Annotated in this window: 18 protein-coding genes; 1 reads left to right on the forward strand and 17 read right to left on the reverse strand. The window is 71.7% G+C overall.

Going from position 1 to position 17,286, the window contains the following annotated elements:
- Positions 1 to 66: 66 nt before the first annotated feature.
- Positions 67 to 1,428 (reverse strand): M28 family metallopeptidase, encoded by a 1,362-nt coding sequence (locus tag FHT26_RS09825; RefSeq protein ID WP_168559952.1) that lies wholly within the window; start codon positions 1,426 to 1,428, stop codon positions 67 to 69.
- A gap of 146 nt (positions 1,429 to 1,574) precedes the next feature.
- Here FHT26_RS09825 and FHT26_RS09830 point away from each other — a divergent pair, with 146 nt between their 5' ends.
- A complete protein-coding gene (locus FHT26_RS09830; RefSeq protein WP_168559953.1) occupies positions 1,575 to 2,528 on the forward strand; it encodes a pyridoxamine 5'-phosphate oxidase family protein in 954 nt (317 codons plus the stop codon).
- On the opposite strand, the gene FHT26_RS09835 is transcribed toward FHT26_RS09830, so the two are convergent.
- From FHT26_RS09835 to FHT26_RS09910, 16 genes are read right to left on the reverse strand one after another with little or no spacing between them, the layout of a single operon-like run.
- The gene (locus tag FHT26_RS09835) at positions 2,525 to 3,571 is read right to left on the reverse strand and encodes a hypothetical protein (RefSeq protein WP_168559954.1); all 1,047 of its coding nucleotides are present in this window, start codon (positions 3,569 to 3,571) and stop codon (positions 2,525 to 2,527) included. The two genes, FHT26_RS09830 and FHT26_RS09835, sit on opposite strands and share 4 nt — an antisense overlap.
- Positions 3,568 to 5,673 carry a GNAT family N-acetyltransferase gene (locus FHT26_RS09840; protein ID WP_168559955.1) on the reverse strand — a complete coding sequence of 702 codons (2,106 nt, stop codon included), beginning with the start codon at positions 5,671 to 5,673 and terminating at the stop codon, positions 3,568 to 3,570. The genes FHT26_RS09835 and FHT26_RS09840 overlap by 4 nt, the downstream gene beginning before the upstream one ends.
- Before the next feature lie 10 nt (positions 5,674 to 5,683).
- Entirely contained in the window at positions 5,684 to 7,447 is a 1,764-nt protein-coding gene (gene sctC / locus FHT26_RS09845) for a type III secretion system outer membrane ring subunit SctC (protein WP_168559956.1), read from the reverse strand.
- The gene (locus FHT26_RS09850; RefSeq protein WP_168559957.1) at positions 7,447 to 7,893 is read right to left on the reverse strand and encodes a CesT family type III secretion system chaperone; all 447 of its coding nucleotides are present in this window, start codon (positions 7,891 to 7,893) and stop codon (positions 7,447 to 7,449) included. The genes sctC and FHT26_RS09850 overlap by 1 nt, the downstream gene beginning before the upstream one ends.
- Complete coding sequence (sctU, locus tag FHT26_RS09855) at positions 7,890 to 8,954, reverse strand: type III secretion system export apparatus subunit SctU (protein WP_168559958.1); 1,065 nt, start codon at positions 8,952 to 8,954, stop codon at positions 7,890 to 7,892. Before sctU ends, FHT26_RS09850 begins: the two co-directional genes overlap by 4 nt.
- Positions 8,951 to 9,763 (reverse strand): type III secretion system export apparatus subunit SctT, encoded by an 813-nt coding sequence (gene sctT, locus FHT26_RS09860; protein WP_168559959.1) that lies wholly within the window; start codon positions 9,761 to 9,763, stop codon positions 8,951 to 8,953. The genes sctU and sctT overlap by 4 nt, the downstream gene beginning before the upstream one ends.
- Before the next feature lie 9 nt (positions 9,764 to 9,772).
- Complete coding sequence (gene sctS / locus FHT26_RS09865; RefSeq protein WP_282597158.1) at positions 9,773 to 10,042, reverse strand: type III secretion system export apparatus subunit SctS; 270 nt, start codon at positions 10,040 to 10,042, stop codon at positions 9,773 to 9,775.
- 17 nt (positions 10,043 to 10,059) lie between these two features.
- On the reverse strand, positions 10,060 to 10,710 hold the full coding sequence (sctR, locus tag FHT26_RS09870) for a type III secretion system export apparatus subunit SctR (RefSeq protein ID WP_168560128.1): 651 nt from the start codon (positions 10,708 to 10,710) through the stop codon (positions 10,060 to 10,062).
- A complete protein-coding gene (gene sctQ / locus FHT26_RS09875) occupies positions 10,710 to 12,152 on the reverse strand; it encodes a type III secretion system cytoplasmic ring protein SctQ (RefSeq protein WP_168559960.1) in 1,443 nt (480 codons plus the stop codon). The genes sctR and sctQ overlap by 1 nt, the downstream gene beginning before the upstream one ends.
- A complete protein-coding gene (locus FHT26_RS09880; protein WP_168559961.1) occupies positions 12,149 to 12,757 on the reverse strand; it encodes a hypothetical protein in 609 nt (202 codons plus the stop codon). Before FHT26_RS09880 ends, sctQ begins: the two co-directional genes overlap by 4 nt.
- The gene (gene sctO, locus FHT26_RS09885) at positions 12,754 to 13,242 is read right to left on the reverse strand and encodes a type III secretion system stalk subunit SctO (RefSeq protein ID WP_168559962.1); all 489 of its coding nucleotides are present in this window, start codon (positions 13,240 to 13,242) and stop codon (positions 12,754 to 12,756) included. The genes FHT26_RS09880 and sctO overlap by 4 nt, the downstream gene beginning before the upstream one ends.
- Positions 13,242 to 14,561, reverse strand: coding sequence for a type III secretion system ATPase SctN (sctN, locus tag FHT26_RS09890; RefSeq protein WP_168560129.1), 1,320 nt, complete (start codon positions 14,559 to 14,561; stop codon positions 13,242 to 13,244). Before sctN ends, sctO begins: the two co-directional genes overlap by 1 nt.
- A gap of 19 nt (positions 14,562 to 14,580) precedes the next feature.
- The gene (locus FHT26_RS09895) at positions 14,581 to 15,207 is read right to left on the reverse strand and encodes an HrpE/YscL family type III secretion apparatus protein (protein ID WP_168559963.1); all 627 of its coding nucleotides are present in this window, start codon (positions 15,205 to 15,207) and stop codon (positions 14,581 to 14,583) included.
- A complete protein-coding gene (locus FHT26_RS09900; protein ID WP_168559964.1) occupies positions 15,177 to 15,833 on the reverse strand; it encodes a SctK family type III secretion system sorting platform protein in 657 nt (218 codons plus the stop codon). The genes FHT26_RS09895 and FHT26_RS09900 overlap by 31 nt, the downstream gene beginning before the upstream one ends.
- Positions 15,830 to 16,750, reverse strand: a complete 921-nt coding sequence (sctJ, locus tag FHT26_RS09905; RefSeq protein ID WP_210427314.1) for a type III secretion system inner membrane ring lipoprotein SctJ — start codon at positions 16,748 to 16,750, stop codon at positions 15,830 to 15,832. Before sctJ ends, FHT26_RS09900 begins: the two co-directional genes overlap by 4 nt.
- Entirely contained in the window at positions 16,747 to 17,265 is a 519-nt protein-coding gene (locus tag FHT26_RS09910; protein WP_168559965.1) for an EscF/YscF/HrpA family type III secretion system needle major subunit, read from the reverse strand. Before FHT26_RS09910 ends, sctJ begins: the two co-directional genes overlap by 4 nt.
- Between the last annotated feature and the right edge of the window lie 21 nt (positions 17,266 to 17,286).

Consider the following 17,286-nt stretch of genomic DNA (forward strand, 5'->3'; position numbering starts at 1 on the left):
TGAGCTTGTCGAAGGGCCTGCCCACATCGAACGAGGGCTTCGACACGCTCAGCCCGAACGGGGGGGTCAGAAGCTCCCCGGATCCCCCGGAAACACCACCGGCGATTCGTAGCCGTCGGCCGACACCGCCGAGACGCCGAAGAACCAGTCGTCGATCACGACGTTCTTCAGGACCAGCTGCGTCGCATCGCCGGCGACGTGGCGGCTGTGCTGCCACTGCGGCGCGGTCGTCTCGCGCCACCACACGCGCCAGCCGGCCACGCCAGGCTGCGCCTGCCACTGGACCGTGGTGTCCGGCGTCACCGCGCCGGAGATCGACACGCCCTTCGGCGGCTGCGGCGCATTCGCCATCGCCGCCAGCGTCACCGCGTTCAGCCGCGTCACCTGCGCGAGGTACGGGAAGTCGACGCCGTCGATCGTGTCGCCGTACGCGATGCCGCCTTCGGTGCGCAGGGCCTGGTGCTGGCGGGTGTAGTCCTCGTGCGCCTCGGTCACGCGCACCGCCGGGATGCCGGCATCGAGGAACGGCACCTGGTCGCCGCCGCGACCGTAGCGGTCGGTGCGGTAGACCATCTGAACGCGCAGGTTGGTCACGTAGCGTTCCGACAGCGTCGCGATGAAGCGGGCGACGTTGCGCGACGGCGAATCGAGCTCGCCGCCGTTGTAGCGGCGCTTGCCGGCCTGCGCCGGCGTCTCGACCGCCTTGGTCCCCTCGGAAAACACCCGCACCGTGCCGTTGTCGTGCACGCCGTCCTGGCCGCGGCTGTTGCCGACGATGTCGTTGTTCAGATCGGCCTGCACCTGCCAGCCTTCGACCTTGGCATGGTCGACCAGCACCTTGCCGCCGTACAGGCCCTGTTCCTCGCCCGACAGCGCGGCATAGACGACGGTCGCGCGCAGCTTGTGCTTCGACAGCACGCGCGCCGCCTCCATCAGCGCGGCGACACCGGAGGCATCGTCGTTCGCGCCGGGCGCGTCGCTGGTCGCGTCCATCACGTCGCCGACGCGCGAATCGAGGTGCCCGGTGATCACGATCACGCGCTGCGGGTCGGTGGTGCCGCGCTGCACCGCGACGATGTCCATCACCTCGGTGGGCTGCGGCAGGCGCGGGCCGGTGAAGGTCTGCGACGGCGTCGCGACCTGCAGGCAGCCGCCGCAGTCGCGCGAGATCGCGGCGAAGCGCGACTGCACCCAGCGGCGTGCGGCGCCGATGCCACGCGTCGGGGACGCGGTGTCCGACGCGGTGTGGCGGGTGCCGAACCCGACCAGGTGCGTGATGGTGCCGCGCAGCTCGTCGGCGCTGACCGCGGCGGCGATCTCGCGCAGCGCCGGTTGGTCGGGGAACGGCGCCGGCGCCGCATCGGGCGCCGCCCGCGCGAGGCCCGCGATCGACAGCAACAGCAGCAGGCTCGGACGGATCAGGTTCATCGTGGCATCCATGGCAGGGGGAGCGGGGATCATCCGCGCATTCTCACCATTCCGCGCCGCGGAAGAGTCCAATGCGCGCGACGGGGATTCCGCGCCGCACCGCGGCGGCCTATCGTGAGGTCTTCGCAGACCGACGGATCCTTGCCATGAACCACGCTCCCCTGTTCCATGCCGGCGAACTGGCCGTGCAGCAACGCGCCGGCACGCGTGCGCTGGTCGACGGCTTCGCGCCGCAGATGGTCCGCGATGCGATGAGCTTGCAGCACCAGCAGTTCTTCGCGCAGCTGCCGACGCTGTTCGTCGGCAGCCTCGACGCGCTGCGCCGGCCGTGGGCCTCGGTGCTGGCGGGCACGCCCGGCTTCGTCGACGCGCTGGACGCACGGCAGCTGCGCATCCGCGCACCGCGCGATGCGGCCGACCCGCTGTCGCAGCACCTGGCGGTCGGCGACCCGATCGGCCTCTTGGGCCTGGAGCCGCAGACCCGGCGACGCAACCGGCTGAATGGCACCGTGACGCAGGTCGATGACCGGCACATCGACATTCACGTCGACCAGAGCTTCGGCAACTGCCCGCAGTACATCCAGGCGCGCGAGCCCCGGCCGGCGGAGGCCGCGGCGCTGCCGGCGCGGCCGGAGGGCACGGCGCTGAGCGCCGAAGCGGCGGCGCTGGTGCAGGCGGCCGACACCTTGTTCATCGCGTCGGCCTCGCCGCATGCGCGCGGCGGCGCCGGGGCCGATGGCGTCGACGTCTCGCACCGCGGCGGCCGGCCGGGCTTCGTGCGGATCGACACCATCGACGGGCACAGCGTGCTGACGCTGCCCGATTTCCGCGGCAACCGCCTGTTCAACACGCTGGGCAACATCGCCGCGCACCCGCATGCGGGGCTGCTGTTCGTCGACTACGCGCGAGGCGACCTGCTGCAGCTGACGGGGGATGCCGAGCTGGTCTGGGACGGGCCCGAGCTGCGCGCCTTCGACGGCGCGCAGCGGCTGCTGAAGGTGCGCGTCGAGGCCGGCGTGTGGCGGCCGGGGGCGCTGCCGCTGCGCTGGTCGCCGGCGCAGCCGGCATCGCAACTGGCGCAGACCGGCGCCTGGCGCTAGACGGCGCCGCCGGTGACGATGCCGCGGAAGGTCAGCTGCGCGAGGCGCGCATCGAGGGCCTGCTGTGCCGGCCGAAGCGCATCGTCACCGTCGCGCGGGTCCGGTTCGGCACGGTCGGTTTGCGCGTCGGCCAGGCCGTCGAGCGGAGCCGATCGCTGCGCCGGCGGCGATGCCGGTCGAGGCAGCGGCGACGCCATGTCGCGAACGCCGGCATCGAACGAGGTCGCCACCTCGTTCGGCAAGGGCATCGGGACGGCCTCATGGCCAGGCGCATGCTGCGCCGGCGGCGGGTCCTCGCCGCGAGGCGCTCGGGCCGGTGGCGCTTGCGTCTGCGGAATCCGCGACGTCTGCGGCGTCTGCGGACGGGACGGCGGCGGGCAGGAGCTCATCTCGCGCACGCCAGCTTCGAAGGCCGCAGCGACCTGCTGCGGCACGGTCATCGGGCCGGCCGGCGGCTGCGCCACCGGCATCAGCGGCGCGCCCGGCAGCGTTGGCGGCGGGCCTTCGTCGAGCCGACACTCGTCGTCGGCCACTCCCTCCCGCACCGGCATCGGGGCCGCCTCGCGCGGCGAGTCATCCGCACCCACGGCCGGGCGCGCCGGTGGCCGTGCCATCTGCTGCAGGCCGATGTCGAAGGCGGCCGCGGCCCCGCTCGACATCGTCGACCCGGCGACCGCTCCCCGCGGGACCGGCTGCGATGCTCTCGCCTTCGGCGGCTGCGGCGCCGAAGGCGGCGGTTCTGCTGCCGGCATCGGCGTTTCGTGATCGGCAGCCGCAGCGACTGTCGGCTCGCATCCCCAGGACTCGCCGGCCATGGCCTGGCACAGCGGTGCCCTCAGCATCGCGTGCGGCAGCGGCGGCGCGTCCGGCGGCTCCGGTCGAGCAAGCCAACCGGGATCGAACGCGACCTCCGGCGCTGGCGGCGCTTCGACCGGCTCCTCCGGCACGCTGCGCGGCTCCAGCTGGTAACGGTGGACCGCGGCCGTGCGCTGCGCAGTCCGCACCGACGCGACGCGCCGCCGCTCGTCCCAGGAATGGCTCATGCCCAGCCGCCCTCGTGGACCGCCGCATCCGGATCGGGTTCGAAATCGACCGGCTGCTCCTCGCGCCGGTTGTAGTCGATCAACACCGCCAGTTCGTCGACCTCCACGCCGGGGGCTTTCAGCGCCATGTAGTGCAGGCCTTCCTTGTCGCTCGGCCGGCGCACCGGTATGCGGCGGAAACCGATGCGCATCAAGGCGCGCATCGAGCGCGTGTTGTCGACATAGACCGACGTGACCAGGCAGTCGACCCCATGCGCCAGCGCATGCCGGCACAGCATCCCGCCGGCCTGCACCGCGAAGCCCCGGCCCTGGAAATCGATGCCGATCCAGAAGTAGAAGAAGCCCGCGCGCGCCCATTGGTACAGCCCGGTGTGGCCGACGAAGCCATGCTCGGCATGCATCACCGCGTAGTCGATGCGGCTCGGCTCCAGGCGCCGCGCGTCGACCCACTGCGCCGCAGTGCAGGTGGCATCGATCGGATCGAAGCCGGACATCACCGCGATCTGCGGGTCGCGGAACTGGTGCCCGAGCGCCGGGGCATGGCTGCCGTCCAGCGGCTCCAGCACCAGCCCGCCGGGATCGCGGGCAATGCAGCGCAGCCAGCCGTCTTCGGCCGTGTCCCAGGCCGCCAGCCGCTCGTGCAGGCGGCGCTGCACGTCGAGCGCCAGCGGGTCGGCCGGCTGAATCGCGAGCGCCTCGGCGACATGCCGCACCGCGGACGCGAGGTCGCCGCTGCACGACTCGCACCACGCGAGCTGCGCCAGGTCGGGCGCGGTCCGCCCCTGCACCGCCAGGCCACGCAGCCACACGCGCCGCGCGAACCCCCACTCGGCGATGCGCATCGCCGACAGCGCGACATCGCGGAACAGCGGCGGTCCGTGCGGCGAAGGCAGGTGCTGGCCCCACACGCAGCGCAGCGCTTCGGCCCAGGCTTCCCGGTCGACTCCGCCGCGGCCCAGCCAGCGCAGGTGCAGGTCGGGGCAGGCGGCGGCGAAGACGCGCGGGTCGTGGTGGGCCCGGCGCAACACCACCAGCCCGGCCGACGCGCCCGAATCGCGAAGCGCGCAGCGCATCACGCGCGCGAGCGCGGCGCCGTCGCCGCAATCGCCGCGCGCCAGCGGGGCGACCCAGCGCTCCAGCGCCGCGCGCGAGCTGCCGGCGCCGCCGGCCACCGCCTGCACCACCTCGGCCTCGCCGACCGCGCGGTGCCATGCCAGCGCCTGCTGTCCGGCCAGGTGCGCGCCCAGCAGCGCGAAATCGGTCGGCAGCAGCCGGTCGCGCCGGAAGGTGGACAGCACGCTGTCGAAACCGCCGAGCCGCACGCCGCGGTCGTTCGCGAAGCCGCGCGCCGTCGACAGCACCAGGTAGCCGCCCGGACACAGCGCGGCCACCTGCGCCAGCGCATCGATGGCCCCGACCGGCAGGCACACCGGTGCGCTGTTCAGACCGGCCACATGCGATTGCACCAGCGCACGCAGCGCCGGCGTCAGCGTGTTCTCGTCGACCGGGCGCCAGCGCTGGTCCTCGGGTTCGTCGCGCCCGGCCACCAACTCCTGCGGCGAGGCCTCCAGCAGCCGCCCGTAATGCGTCGCGAGCAGCCGTTGCGGCAGGTGGCGGAACCGGTCGTGCGCCAGCACCACCACCGGGTTCGGGCTGGTCCAGCGTCGCGGCTCGCCCAGCGGCAGCAGGCATGGCGCGTCGCCGCCCCCGGGCTGCCACAGCATGGTCACCAGCAGGCCGGGGTCGAGCAGGCTGCACAGCTCGGGCTCGTCATGCCAGGCACCGGCCACCGCCGCGTCCTCGACGCAGGCCAGGTAGCGCAGCCGCGGCTCGAAGCCCAGCCGCCAGCGCATGCGCTGCACCAGTGCCTGGATCATCTGCCGGGCCGAGCCGCCGTCGCCGGGCATCCAGTCGACGACATCGAGCGGGGCGCGTGGATCGATGCGTCCGGCGCGGTGCTGGTCGTCCCAGTACGAGACGATCATCTCGGCCCACGCGCTCGCCATCAGCGTGTCGAAGGCCGACGGTGTGTGGCCGTGCGCGGCGCGGCGTGCGACCGCGGTGGAAGACGGGGCGGCGGAGTAGACAGGGTGGGCGACCATGGCGCGAACCTCAGCGGGGAACGGTCGGTTGAACGGCCGGCAGGGCGGCCGGCGTGACGGCGACCGGCAGGCCTGCCGCCGCCGACTGGATGATGCGAGGCGTGATCAGGAACAGCCGCTCGCGCTTTTCGACATCGCCGTTCTTCTTGCCGAAGAAGCCGCCGATGAACGGCAGCTTGCGCAGCCCGGGCACGCCGTCGTCCTGCTTCGTGTCGCGTTCGGAGTTGAAGCCCGCCACCAGCAGGCTCTGGTTCTCGCCCATCACCGCCTGCGTGCCGATCGTGCTCTTGCGCACCATCGGGATGCTGCCCACCGTCGGCGTCACCAGCGTGCCGTCCTCGATGTCCACCGTCAGGTGCACGGCCTTGCGGCCATCGGGCAGGTCGACGGCATGCGGCGTGACCCGCAGCGTCACGCCCACGGTCACCGGCACGACATTCGCCGCGCGTTCGGAGGTCACCGACACGTAGAAGGTTTCGGACAGGTCGATCAGCGCGCCGAGGTTGTCGATGGTCAGCACCGTCGGGCGCGACACGATGCGCGCATCGCCTTCCTGCTCGAGCACGTTGATGCGCGTCGTCAGGAAATTTCCCGCGTCGGCCACGATGCTCGCGGGCGTCATGCCGCTGCCGCGGACCAGCGTCGCCGACGTCGCATCGGCCGCCGTCGACGTCGTGCCGTAGCCCCCGGCGATGCTGCCCACGCGGGCGCCCCAGTCGATGCCCAACGAGGTGACCTTGGTCTTGTTCACGTCGACGATCACCGCCTCGATCTCGATCAGCGGGCTCGGCACGTCGAGCAGCGCGATCAGCTGCTCGTAGACCTGCAGCTGTTCCGGCCGGGCGCGGATGATCAGCGCGTTCAGGCGCGAATCCGCCTGCACCGTCGGCGCCGCGCCCTTCGATGGCGCGGCACCGCGGCGCGTGCCACCGGCCGGCGCGGCGCCGTCCGACGCGGGGCGCGCGTCGCGCTCGTCGGACTTCTCGTCGCGCGATGCGCCGCCTGCCGTGTCGGCGTCCAGTCCCTGCATCGGCTGCGCCGCCTGCAGCGGCTGCAACGAGCCGCGCAACGGCGCCGCCATCTCGGCCAGTGCGATGTTGGTGCCGGTCTTGCCGCCGTCACCGGCCACCAGCGCGCGCAGCATGTTGGCCACGCCGGTGGTCACGATCTGCTTGTCGCGGTAGAAGATCACCCGGTCGTCCACCGACGCATGGCGCAGGCGGAAGACGCGCAGCTGCTGGTCCGACAGCAGCGGCGGCATCGGCAGGTCGGCCAGCGCCCGCGCCAGCACATCGACATAGGCGGGCGGCCCCGACACCAGCGCGGCACTGCGGTCGGCGATGTCGGCCCAGCCGAACTTCGGCTCGATCAGCCCCACCTCGAGCAGCGCCTTCTTCAGCGCCGCGCCACCGGCGCCCGGCATCGTCAGCACGCGCGTCACCTGCTCCTCGATGCGGCTGACGTGCAGCACGCCGCCCTGGTAGAACCAGGCAAGGCCGTAGGTCGATGCCAGCTGGTTCATGAAATCGGTCGGCGACGTGGCGGTCAGCGTGCCGTCGACCAGTTGCCCGCCCTCCTCGACCGCTGCGCTGGCCTGCACGCGCAGCCCGAAGCTGCGGCCGAACGAGTTCAGTACCGCGGCGAGCCGGTGGCTGCGCGCCAGGTAGCTGTAGCTCACCTCGGGCCAGGGCGGCGGTCCCGCCTGCGCGGCGCTGCCGAACAACGTGGCGGCCAGCAGCGCAAGCGCTCCGGCGATGCGGTGCCAGGGTTTCATCACAACACTCCCAGGTAACGTCGCCAGAAGCCCACCGCGTCCAGGAAGGCGTGCAGGTTGCGTTCGAATTCATCGGCCCCGCTGTCGGACGGCACCGTCTGCTGCAGCATCAGCATGTCCAGCTCCGGCGACAGCACCAGCGTCTCGCTGGTGCGCAGCCAGCGGTTGCCGGCCACTTCGAGCGCTTGCGTCAGGCGCTCCTCGCCCTGCCGGCTCTTCAGGTCGATCGGCGCGACGCGGCACTCCAGCACCACGTCGCCACGAAAGCCGGGCCGCACCATCACGCGCAGCCGGTTGCCGAATTCCAGTGCGATGCTTCCATCGCTGCGCGGCGCGCCGTCGCCCAGTCCGTTGCGTTCCAGGTACTGCGCCAGGCCACGATGGCGAGGCCGGCCCGCCAGGGTCGGTGGAGCGCCGTCGCCCCGGGGGCGGCCCGGCGGGTTCATGAGGACTCTCCTTCGCCGCGCTCGAGCGCCAGCCGCTGCAGCTCGCGCAACAGCTCGGCCACCGGCTCGATGAACTCGGTCGGGACGTAGCGGTGCAGCGTCGCGCTGCGCGTCAGGCCACGCGCGAGCGGGATGTTCTGCAAGACCGGCACGCCGGCCTCGCGGGCGACTCGCACCATCATGTGGGCCACCTCGTCGGCGCCCTTCGCGGTGACGATGGGCAGGGGCGTCACGTCCTGCTCGTAGCGGATCGCGACGGCGAAGTGGGTCGGGTTAGTGACGACGACCGAGGCCTTGCGCGTCTGGTGCGCGGTCTCACCCATCGCGATCTCCTTGGCGAGCTCCTTGCGGTGCGACTTCACCTCGGGATCGCCCTCCATCTGCTTGTGTTCCTGCTTGATCTCGTCGAGCGACATCATCAGCTGCTTGATGTGCTGGCGCCGCTGCCACACCAGGTCGGCGAAGGCCAGCACGCCGTAGGCGAGGAAGGTCCAGATCACCAGCTTCTTCAGCATCGCGACGAAGATCGCGCCGACCGCGGGCATGCCGGCCGGCGGTACCTTGACGAGCGGGTCGAGGAAGTCGCGGATCAGCACCGTGATGATCACGGTCAGCAGGATGACCTTCAGGTTCGACTTCAGGAATTCGACCAGGCTCTTGATCGAGAACATGTTCTGCAGGTTCTTGACCGGGTCGAGCTTGTCGCCCTTCGGCACCAGCGGCTTCAGGCTGAACACCAGGCCGGTCTGCGCCGCCTCGACCGCGATGCCGACGACGACCACGATCAGCAGGAACGGCAGCGTCAGCGAGACCAGCGCATGCACGGCGTGCATGCCGAGGCTGGCCACCGCGGTGCGAAAGTCCGTTTGATAGAGCCCGGCCGGCGCCAGCATCAACGAGGTCATCTCGCGCACCAGGTCTTCGGACATCGCGAGCGTCCAGCCGAACAGCGCGGCCAGCAGCACGGTCTCGGTGAAGTCCTTGCTGCGCGCGACCTGCCCGTCTTCGCGCGCCTGCTTCAGCCGGTGGTAGGTGGGTTGCTCGGTCTTCTCCCCGCTCACGGCGACGTTCCCCCGACCATGGCCTTCATCCCATCAAGTGCACCGTTCGCGTCGAGCAGGTCGTCGTGCGCGATGTCGAACATCGTGCCGGCATACACCGCGAACACGAACATCGCGATGCCGCTCTTGACCGGCATCGCCAGGAAGAACACCTGCAGCTGCGGCGCGAAGCGGCTCACCAGCGCCAGGCCCAGCTCGGCCAGCAGCATCGACAGGATCACCGGCGAGCCGAGCAATACCGCCAGCCGCGTCAGCCGGTCCAGCTGGCCGAGCAGGATTCCCGGCGTCTCGTCGCTCAGGTGCGGCGTCCATGAGAGCACCGGCCACAGCTCGAAGCTGCGGTACGCGATGCCGAGCATCAGCAACAGCCCACCGCCGGCCAGCAGGTAGGTGACGGCCGCCTGGCTGAACAGCTCGCCCAGCGGCGACGAGTCGTGGCCCGTCAGCGGATTGATGGTCTGCGCAATGCTCGCGCCGCGCTGGTTGTCGATGTACGAGCCCATCGTGTCGAAGGCCCAGATCGGTATCGCGACCAGGAAGCCGAGCACCATGCCCAGCAGCGACTCCTTGGCGACCAGCAGCGCGATCGCCAGCGGCTCGCGGCCGCCGGCGACCACGGTGTCGAGCAGCCCGGGCACCTGCAGCGTCGCCATCGCCGCGACGACCCCGAAGCGCAGCAGGCCCGGCAGGCTCTCGCGCGACAGCACCGGGATCATCGAGAACATCAGCAGCAGGCGCGGCATCGCGATGGCGTAGGTCGCCATCAGTTGCATCGGCTGCGTGAACGGATCGAACCCGGGATCGGTCATGGCCAGGGCCTAGCGCACCAGCGTGCCGAACGAATCGAAGACGCCGACGCTGAAGTTGAAGATCTCGCCGCCGACCCAGCGGGCGGTCAGGTAGATCGTCAGCCCCACGGCCACCAGCTTCACCGCGAACGACAGCGTCTGCTCCTGGATCTGCGTCAGCGCCTGCACCAGCGCGAACAGCGTGCCGACCACCGAGGCGACGATGATCGGCGGCAGCGACAGCCACAGCGTCAGCAGCAGCGAATGCATCACGTGCGAGGTCAGGTCGTTGACGTTCAAGGCGTGTCTCCCGCGAATCAGGTGGCGTAGGTCTGGACGATCCCGTGGATGAGCCGGGACCAGCCGTCGATCATCACGAACAGGAACAGCTTCAGCGGCAGCGTCAGCGTGACCGGCGAGACCATCGACATGCCCATCGCCATCAGGATGTTCGAGACGACCAGGTCGATCACGATGAACGGCAGGAACAGCAGGAAGCCGATCTCGAAGCCCGAGGTCAGCTCGCTGACGAGGAAGGCGGGCACGACGATCATGAAGTCGTCGTGCGCGGCACCGGCGGCGTACTGCGGCGGCCACTGGCGGCGTGCGGTGGTCAGGAAGAAGTCGCGCTGCTCGGGGCGGCTGTTGCGCACCAGGAAGTGCCGCAGCGGCTCGGCCGCGTTGCGCAACTCGGGCATGAAGGCCTTCACATCGGACGTCGAGACCTTCGATTTCTCGAGGGTCCCGGCGATCTCGGTACCCACCGGCGCCATCACGTAGACCGTGAGCATCAGCGCCAGGCCGTAGATCGCCATGTTCGGCGGGATCTGCTGCACGCCCAGCGCGTTGCGCAGGATCGACAGCACGATGGCGAGCTTCAGAAAGCAGGTCATCGTGACGACCATGACCGGCACGAAGGCCATCGCGACGAACAGCAGGATCAGGTTGAACGGATCGACGTCATGCATCATCGCGCGGCTCCTGCCAGGCTGACGAGGGACACGCCGAGTTGCCCGTCGATGTCGACCAGCTCGCCCTCGCCGATCGGCCGGCCGTTGGCCCGCACGACGACGCAGCGCCGCAGGTCGCGGCCGAGCTCGAAGACATGGCCGGGGCCGATGTCGCGCAGCTGCGCCAGCGTCAGCGTGCGCTGGCCGAGGTCGAAGCTCAACCGCACGGGCAGCGTGCCCAGGTGGCGCGCGACGCTTCGGCGGGTGGCCGGTGCAGGGCGCCCTGCCGTCGGCCCGGCGGCCGGCGCGGCCGCCACGACGGCCACGTCGGTGCCCGCGGCAGCGAGCCCGGCGGCCACCGGTGCCGGCTGCAGCGCCTGCGCTGCGGGCGGCTGCGCCGGCAGGCGGCGCGGCGGCCGGTCGTCCGGTTCGGCCAGGTCGACGGGTGCGGCCGGCGCCTGTCCTGCACCGTCGTCCAACTCGTCTTCTTCGTCGTCGAACTCGTCATCGTCGAGCTCGGCGCGGTCCTCCTCGTCGTCGTCGTCGTCGTCGTCTTCGTCGTCTTCGTCGTCTTCGTCGTCTTCGTCGAAGTCGTCATCGAACTCGTCATCGAACTCGTCGTCGAACTCGTCGTCTTCCATTCGATCGTCCATGATGTCGGTCCATCCTTGCGTGATCACGATGCGCGTGCCGTCGATGCGGCCGATCAGCGCGCTGTCGCGGCCGACGCGCAGCGCGATGCCGCCGTCCGGCCGCAGCCAGGTCTCGTCGAGCAGCAGCACGTCGTGCTCGCCCAGCGTGGCCAGCTCGCCGGCAGGCAGGTCGACCCAGCCAACGCCCAGGCGCAGCACGATCGGTTGGTCCTCGAAGCCCGCGACGAGCCCTTCGTGTTCGTTTTCGGTGTCGCCGTCACCGTGGCCGAGAGGTACAGGCGTCCAGTTCGCGGCCAACTGCTGCAAGCCGGCGTCGTCAGTCCACAGCTCGCCTTCGCTGACCAGCCCGTCGATCTGCAGCTGCCAGTCGATGCCGTGCCGCACCGCCGGCGAGTCCGCCGAGTGGCCCGCGTCCACCAAGTGCAGGCGCCGGCCGCAGGCGCGTTCCAGCTGCGTCATCGCCGCGCCGAGCGCGGCCTCGACCATCGCGCGGCGCAGCAGTGCCGGCGCCTCGTCCGGCAGGTCGGTGCCGAGCGCCTGCTGCACCAGGTCACCGAGGCTGCGCGGGCGCAGGCGCACCCGCAGCGGCGCGATCCCCCATTCGACGGGCAGGTCGACCAGCCCGTCGCGCGGGGCACGGCCCGGCTCGCACGGCCGCAGGGCCAGCGTTCCCTGCCGACCGGCCAGCTCGAGCTGCAGCGGCGCGCGCCGGCGTGCCATGCGATTGCGCTGCTCGATCGTGCTGCGCTCCAGGCGCGGCAGGCTCGGAAGCCGCCGGGGCGCGGGAGTTGTCGTCGGCCGGTTCATGCGTCGAAGTCCTCCGGCCAGTGGACGGCCTCCAGGGCCGGCGCGCCTGCCGCTTGTGCCGCCGCGGGCGTCGACAACGACACGCGCAGCGGCCGGTCGAGATGGCGGCCCAGGTGCGCGGCCAGCCCGTGCAGGCGTTGCGACAACCACTCGCGCGACTCGCCGGCCGGGGTTTCGAACTCGATCACCAGCCGGCCTGCGTCCTCCAGCATGCGCAGCGAGGTGTCGGCCAGCCGCTCGCCGAGCGCGTGCATCCGCAGCTCACGCCCGTCCGCGCCGTGCGCCACCCACAGCGATTGCACGGCGTCCACGAGCAAGGCATCGGCCTGGCCACCGGCCGCTGCGCCGCTGCCGTCGGCCGCCACCCCGATCGGCGGCAGCGCCGCCGCGGTCGCTGCGGCCGGCGCGAAGACCTCGTCGAAGACGTCCTGCAGGCCCGGCGCGCCACCGTGCGAGCCCCGCCCGCCACCGTCGCCCATGTGGCGTGCGAACAGCGCCAGCGCGTCCGGCTCGGGCACGGGCCCTGCGGCATCCCCCGCTTCGCCCTGCAGGCCGGCGTCGAGGTAGGCTGCGCCGAAATCGACCTCCTTGTGCAGCAGCGTCATGCGAACTCCTCGGTGAACTGCTCGGGGCCTGCCACGCGCACTTCCTCGAGTTCGAGGTCCTCGATGCGCTGGCGTTCGTGCACCGCGTCGGCATCGGCCTGCGCGACGATCTCGTCGAACTTCTCGCGCTGGCGCACGGCGAGCCGGTGCTGGCGTACCGCGTCGTCGCGCGCGTCGACGGCCGCCCGCAGCGCCTGCGCGACCGCTTCGAGGTCCTTCTCGCGCGCGGCAAGGTGCTCGCGCAGCTCGCCGACCTTGAACTTCACATCGTCGATGTCGGACTTCAGCACCACGCGGCTGAACAGGTCGGCATACAGCGCGTCCTCGCGCTCGCGCGTGTCGATGCGCAGCTGCCGCAAGGCCCGCTTCTCGTCCTCGAGACGCTGCGACGCCTGCTCCAGCGCCCGCGCGGCGCGCTGCACCTCGGTCTGCGCCTTGCGCTCGCGGAAGACCTTGATGTCGCGCAGCTTCCTGAGCATCGGCATCAGCGCCCTCCCTCGACGAGTTGCTGCAGCTTGCGCAGCGTGGCGTCGAACGACATCTGCTCGTCGGTGCGCTGGCGCAGGAATTCGTTGATGCGCGGCATGCGTTCGATCGCGCGGTCGGCCAGCGCGTCGCTGCCCTTCTTGTACTCGCCGATCTTCACCAGCAGCTCGACCTCCTGGTACTTCGCCATCAGCTCGCGCAGCTTGCCGGCGGCCGCGCGGTGCTCCGGCTTCACCACCGCGTTCATCACGCGCGAGGCCGAGGCCAGCACGTCGATCGCCGGGTAGTGGTTGGCCGAGCCCAGCTTGCGCGACAGCACGATGTGGCCGTCGAGGATCGAGCGCGTCTCGTCGGCGACCGGCTCGGTCATGTCGTCGCCCTCGACCAGCACGGTGTACAGCGCGGTGATCGAGCCCTTGTCGTTCATGCCGGTGCGCTCCATCAGGCGCGGCAGCGTCGCGAACACGCTCGGCGGGTAGCCGCGGCGCGTCGGCGGCTCGCCGGCGGCCAACCCGATCTCGCGCTGCGCACGGGCGAAGCGCGTCACCGAATCCATCAGGAACAGCACCTTCTGCCCCTGGTCGCGGAAATCCTCGGCGATCGCGGTGGCCACGTAGGCCGCCTTCGCGCGCTCCATCGCCGACTTGTCGGAGGTGGCGCAGACGATCACCGAACGGCGCCGGCCCTCGTCGCCGAGTTCGTGCTCGAGGAACTCGCGCACCTCGCGGCCGCGCTCGCCGATCAGCGCGATGACGATCGCGTCGACCTGCGCGCCCTTCACCAGCATGCCCATCAGCGTCGACTTGCCGCCGCCGGCCGCCGCGAAGATGCCCATGCGCTGGCCTTCGCCGCAGGTCAGCAGGCCGTCGATCGCGCGGACGCCGAGCGGCACCGGGCGGTCGATGATGCGGCGCTTCATCGGGTCGGGCGCGGCGCAGAACACCGGGCACTGCCGGCTGGTGACCAACGGGCCGTGCACGTCGCTGTCGAGCGGCTGGCCCAGCCCGTCGAGCACGCGGCCGAGCAGCTGCGGGCCGACGCCGATCATGTGCACCTGGCCGGTCGGGATCACCTCGGTGACGCTGGAGATGCCCAGCGTGTCGCCGATCGGCGTCAGCAGTGCGGTGCCGCGCACGATGCCGACCACCTCGGCCTTCATCTCGCGCGCTTCGCCCGGGTTGCGCAGCGTGCAGATCTCGCCGACCACCGCCGCCGGTACCACCGCCTTGATGATGGTGCCGGTCACCTGAGTGACGCGCCCGCGCAGCGTCGGGCCGCCTTCGTGCCGGCGCAGCGTGTCGTGCAGCCGGTCGAGCACCGGCTCGAAGCCGGGCGACTCAAGCCACTGCACGCGACGCTCCCTTCAGGGCCGCTTCGAGCGCCGCGAGCTGGGCCGGCAGGCTCGCCTCGACGACGCCGATCTCGGACTCGAGCAGGCAGGCATCGGGGGCGATGCGCGCATCGGCCGCCACGTCGACGCATTCGATCGTCGGGAACGGCGCCAGCACGCGCTCCAGGTCGGCGCGCAGCGCGTCGGCCTGCGCCGGGTTCACCCGCAGCGTCAGCTGCTTCTGGCCGCGCACCAGCGCGAGCGCCCGCTGCACGACGCTGCGCACGCGGGTGCCGGCATCGGCATCGTCGATGACCTTGCGCACCGCCTCGCCGACCAGCGCGACCAGGCGCTCCTCGACACCTTCGAGGTGTGCACGCGTGCGGTCGGCCATCTGCATCATCGCCTGCGCCTGCTCGCTGCGTGCTTCCTGCCGGCCGGCCGCGAGGCCGAGTTGCTGCTGGACCGCAAAGGCCTTGTGCGCCTCTTCGCGAACCAAGGCGGCATCGTGCTGCGCCTTCTCGAGGAGCGCGCGGGCATCGCTCCAGGCCCAGAAGGCCTCGGCGCGGATCAGCTTGCCTGCGGCGGCAGGCCGGGCGCGGCTCAGCGCAGCGTCGCGAACGATGTACACCATTGCGGATCCAGTGCGGAGAGGACGGTGCCGACGACGCGGCGTGCGTGCGCCGGATCGACCGGCGCGGGAAGGGTGTCGGCGGGCAGCTTCAGCGCGGCGCGCAGCCGGATCTCGTCGGGTGCGTTCGCAAGGCCGGCGCAGATCCAGGCGTGGCCGAGCGGCTCGATCGGACCGTCGGGCTCGGCCTCGAGGGCGGGAAGGCCCGGCAACAGCGCGGCCGAGTGCAATGCGAACTCATGCAGGCGCGGCGTGAGCCGGCGCTTCCAGTGCAGCACCTGCTCGCGCAGCAGGCTGCGGCGCACCAGCGGTGCGAGGCGCAGCGCCGCGAGGCCGCGCGACAAGGTCTCCAGGCGCGCCGCGTCGAGCAGCGCAAACGGCAACTCGGCGCAACCGGCATCCAGGCAGGGCCGCTGCGCGAGCCCGAGGCCCTGCAGCACCAGCGCCGACAGGCTGCGGCGCGCGCGTGCATCGGCCCACACCGCCTCGGGCACCGCGCCGCCAAAGCTCGCGCGGCGCGAGGGATGCAGGTAGTCGGCCGGCATGAAACTGAAGCTCGCCAGCCGGGTGGCCAGGCCGGCCGGCAGCGTTGCGAATCCGCCGGCGGTCGCGATGCCCGCGGCCGTCACGCCTGCTTCTCCGGCGTGACGGTGGAAGCGACGCCAGGCGTGGCGCCGGGCGCCGCATCGGGCGCCGCCGCCGGCTTGCGCCGCCGCTTGAGCCACCACACCACGGCCCCGCCGGCGATGCCCAGCAGCGCCAGGCCGGCGATGGCAGCCACCATGGTCCAGCGGGGGCGGCCGGCGCCGGCACTGGCCGCCTTCGCGTTGATGACGGCGCCCTGCCCGCCCGACGCGGCGGAGGCCACTTCGGCGGCCTTCTCGGCGCCTTTCGTCTCCGCGCTTTTCGTCTCTGCGCCTTTCGGCACGCTGCCGGCCGCGGACTCGGCCACCGCGCCCGCCTTCTGCGCCGACACCAGCACCACCGCGACGCGGTCGACCTGCAGGCCGGGGATGCTGCCGGACACGAGCATCTTGATCTGCGGCACCGAAGCCTGCAGGTTGTAGCCGCGCTGGTGCTTGATGAAGACGGCTGCCGACGACGGCAACGGCGGCTCGCTGCCGTTGCCGCGCTCCGGCAGCACCACGTGCACGCGGGCCTTCAGCACGCCGTCCATCTGCGACAGCGTGGTGCCCAGCTCCTGCGACAGCGCCCACAGGTAGCGGGCCCGCTCCTCCAGCGGCGACGAGATCAAGCCCTCCTTGCGGAAGACCTCGCCCATCGACGCATGGCGCTCGCGCGGCAGGCCTTCGTTCTGCAGCACGACGACGGCGGCCGGGACCTGGGCGGCATCGATCTCGACGTTGACCAGGCCCTCCTTCGCGGGGCGCTTGCTCGCCTCGATCCGGGCCTGCGACAGCGCCGCGACCACTTCGTTGGCCTCGGACTCGGAGACGTCGGTCAGCAGGTCGGCCGGGCGGCTGCAGCCGCTCAGCAGCGCCAGCACCAGCGGCAACGTCAGGCGCAAGGTGTGCTGCGTGCTCATTGCAGCTTGGTCAGGTCGTTGAGGCTCTGCGTGCTCTGCTTGCCGCACGAGGTGTACAGCTCGACGAGCAGGTTCCAGTGCGCGACCTTGCCTTGCACCTCGATGAGCGCCGCGGGGGTCGCACTCGCGCCATCGACGGCGCCCACGCCGGCCTTGATCGACGCATTCATTCCCTCCATCGATTTCGCGTAGGTGTCGCCCAACGCGCCCACCCCGCTCAGGATGGCGTCGCCGAACGAGCGCGTGGGCGCGACCGCGCCGACGGCATCGACGGCGGGCAGCGGATCGACCGCGCCGGAGGCGGCGGCCGCCGGAGCGGGCTGTGCCATCAGCTGGGCGAAGCGGGCCGCGTCGGCGGCCACGTCGCCGGTGGGCGGCAGGCCGCCGCCGGCGGCCGAGGCGGCAACGGCGACGGTGTTGAACATCAGGGGCGAGGCGACATCCACAGCAAACTCCTTGGCACGGCGGCGTACCCAACCCTGGTCTACGCAGCGAATGCGGCCGGATCGGCTCACGCGGGGGGAGGGAAGCGGCAC

This window comes from Rhizobacter sp. SG703, from assembly GCF_012275445.1.
Taxonomy (GTDB): Bacteria; Pseudomonadota; Gammaproteobacteria; order Burkholderiales; family Burkholderiaceae_C; genus Rhizobacter.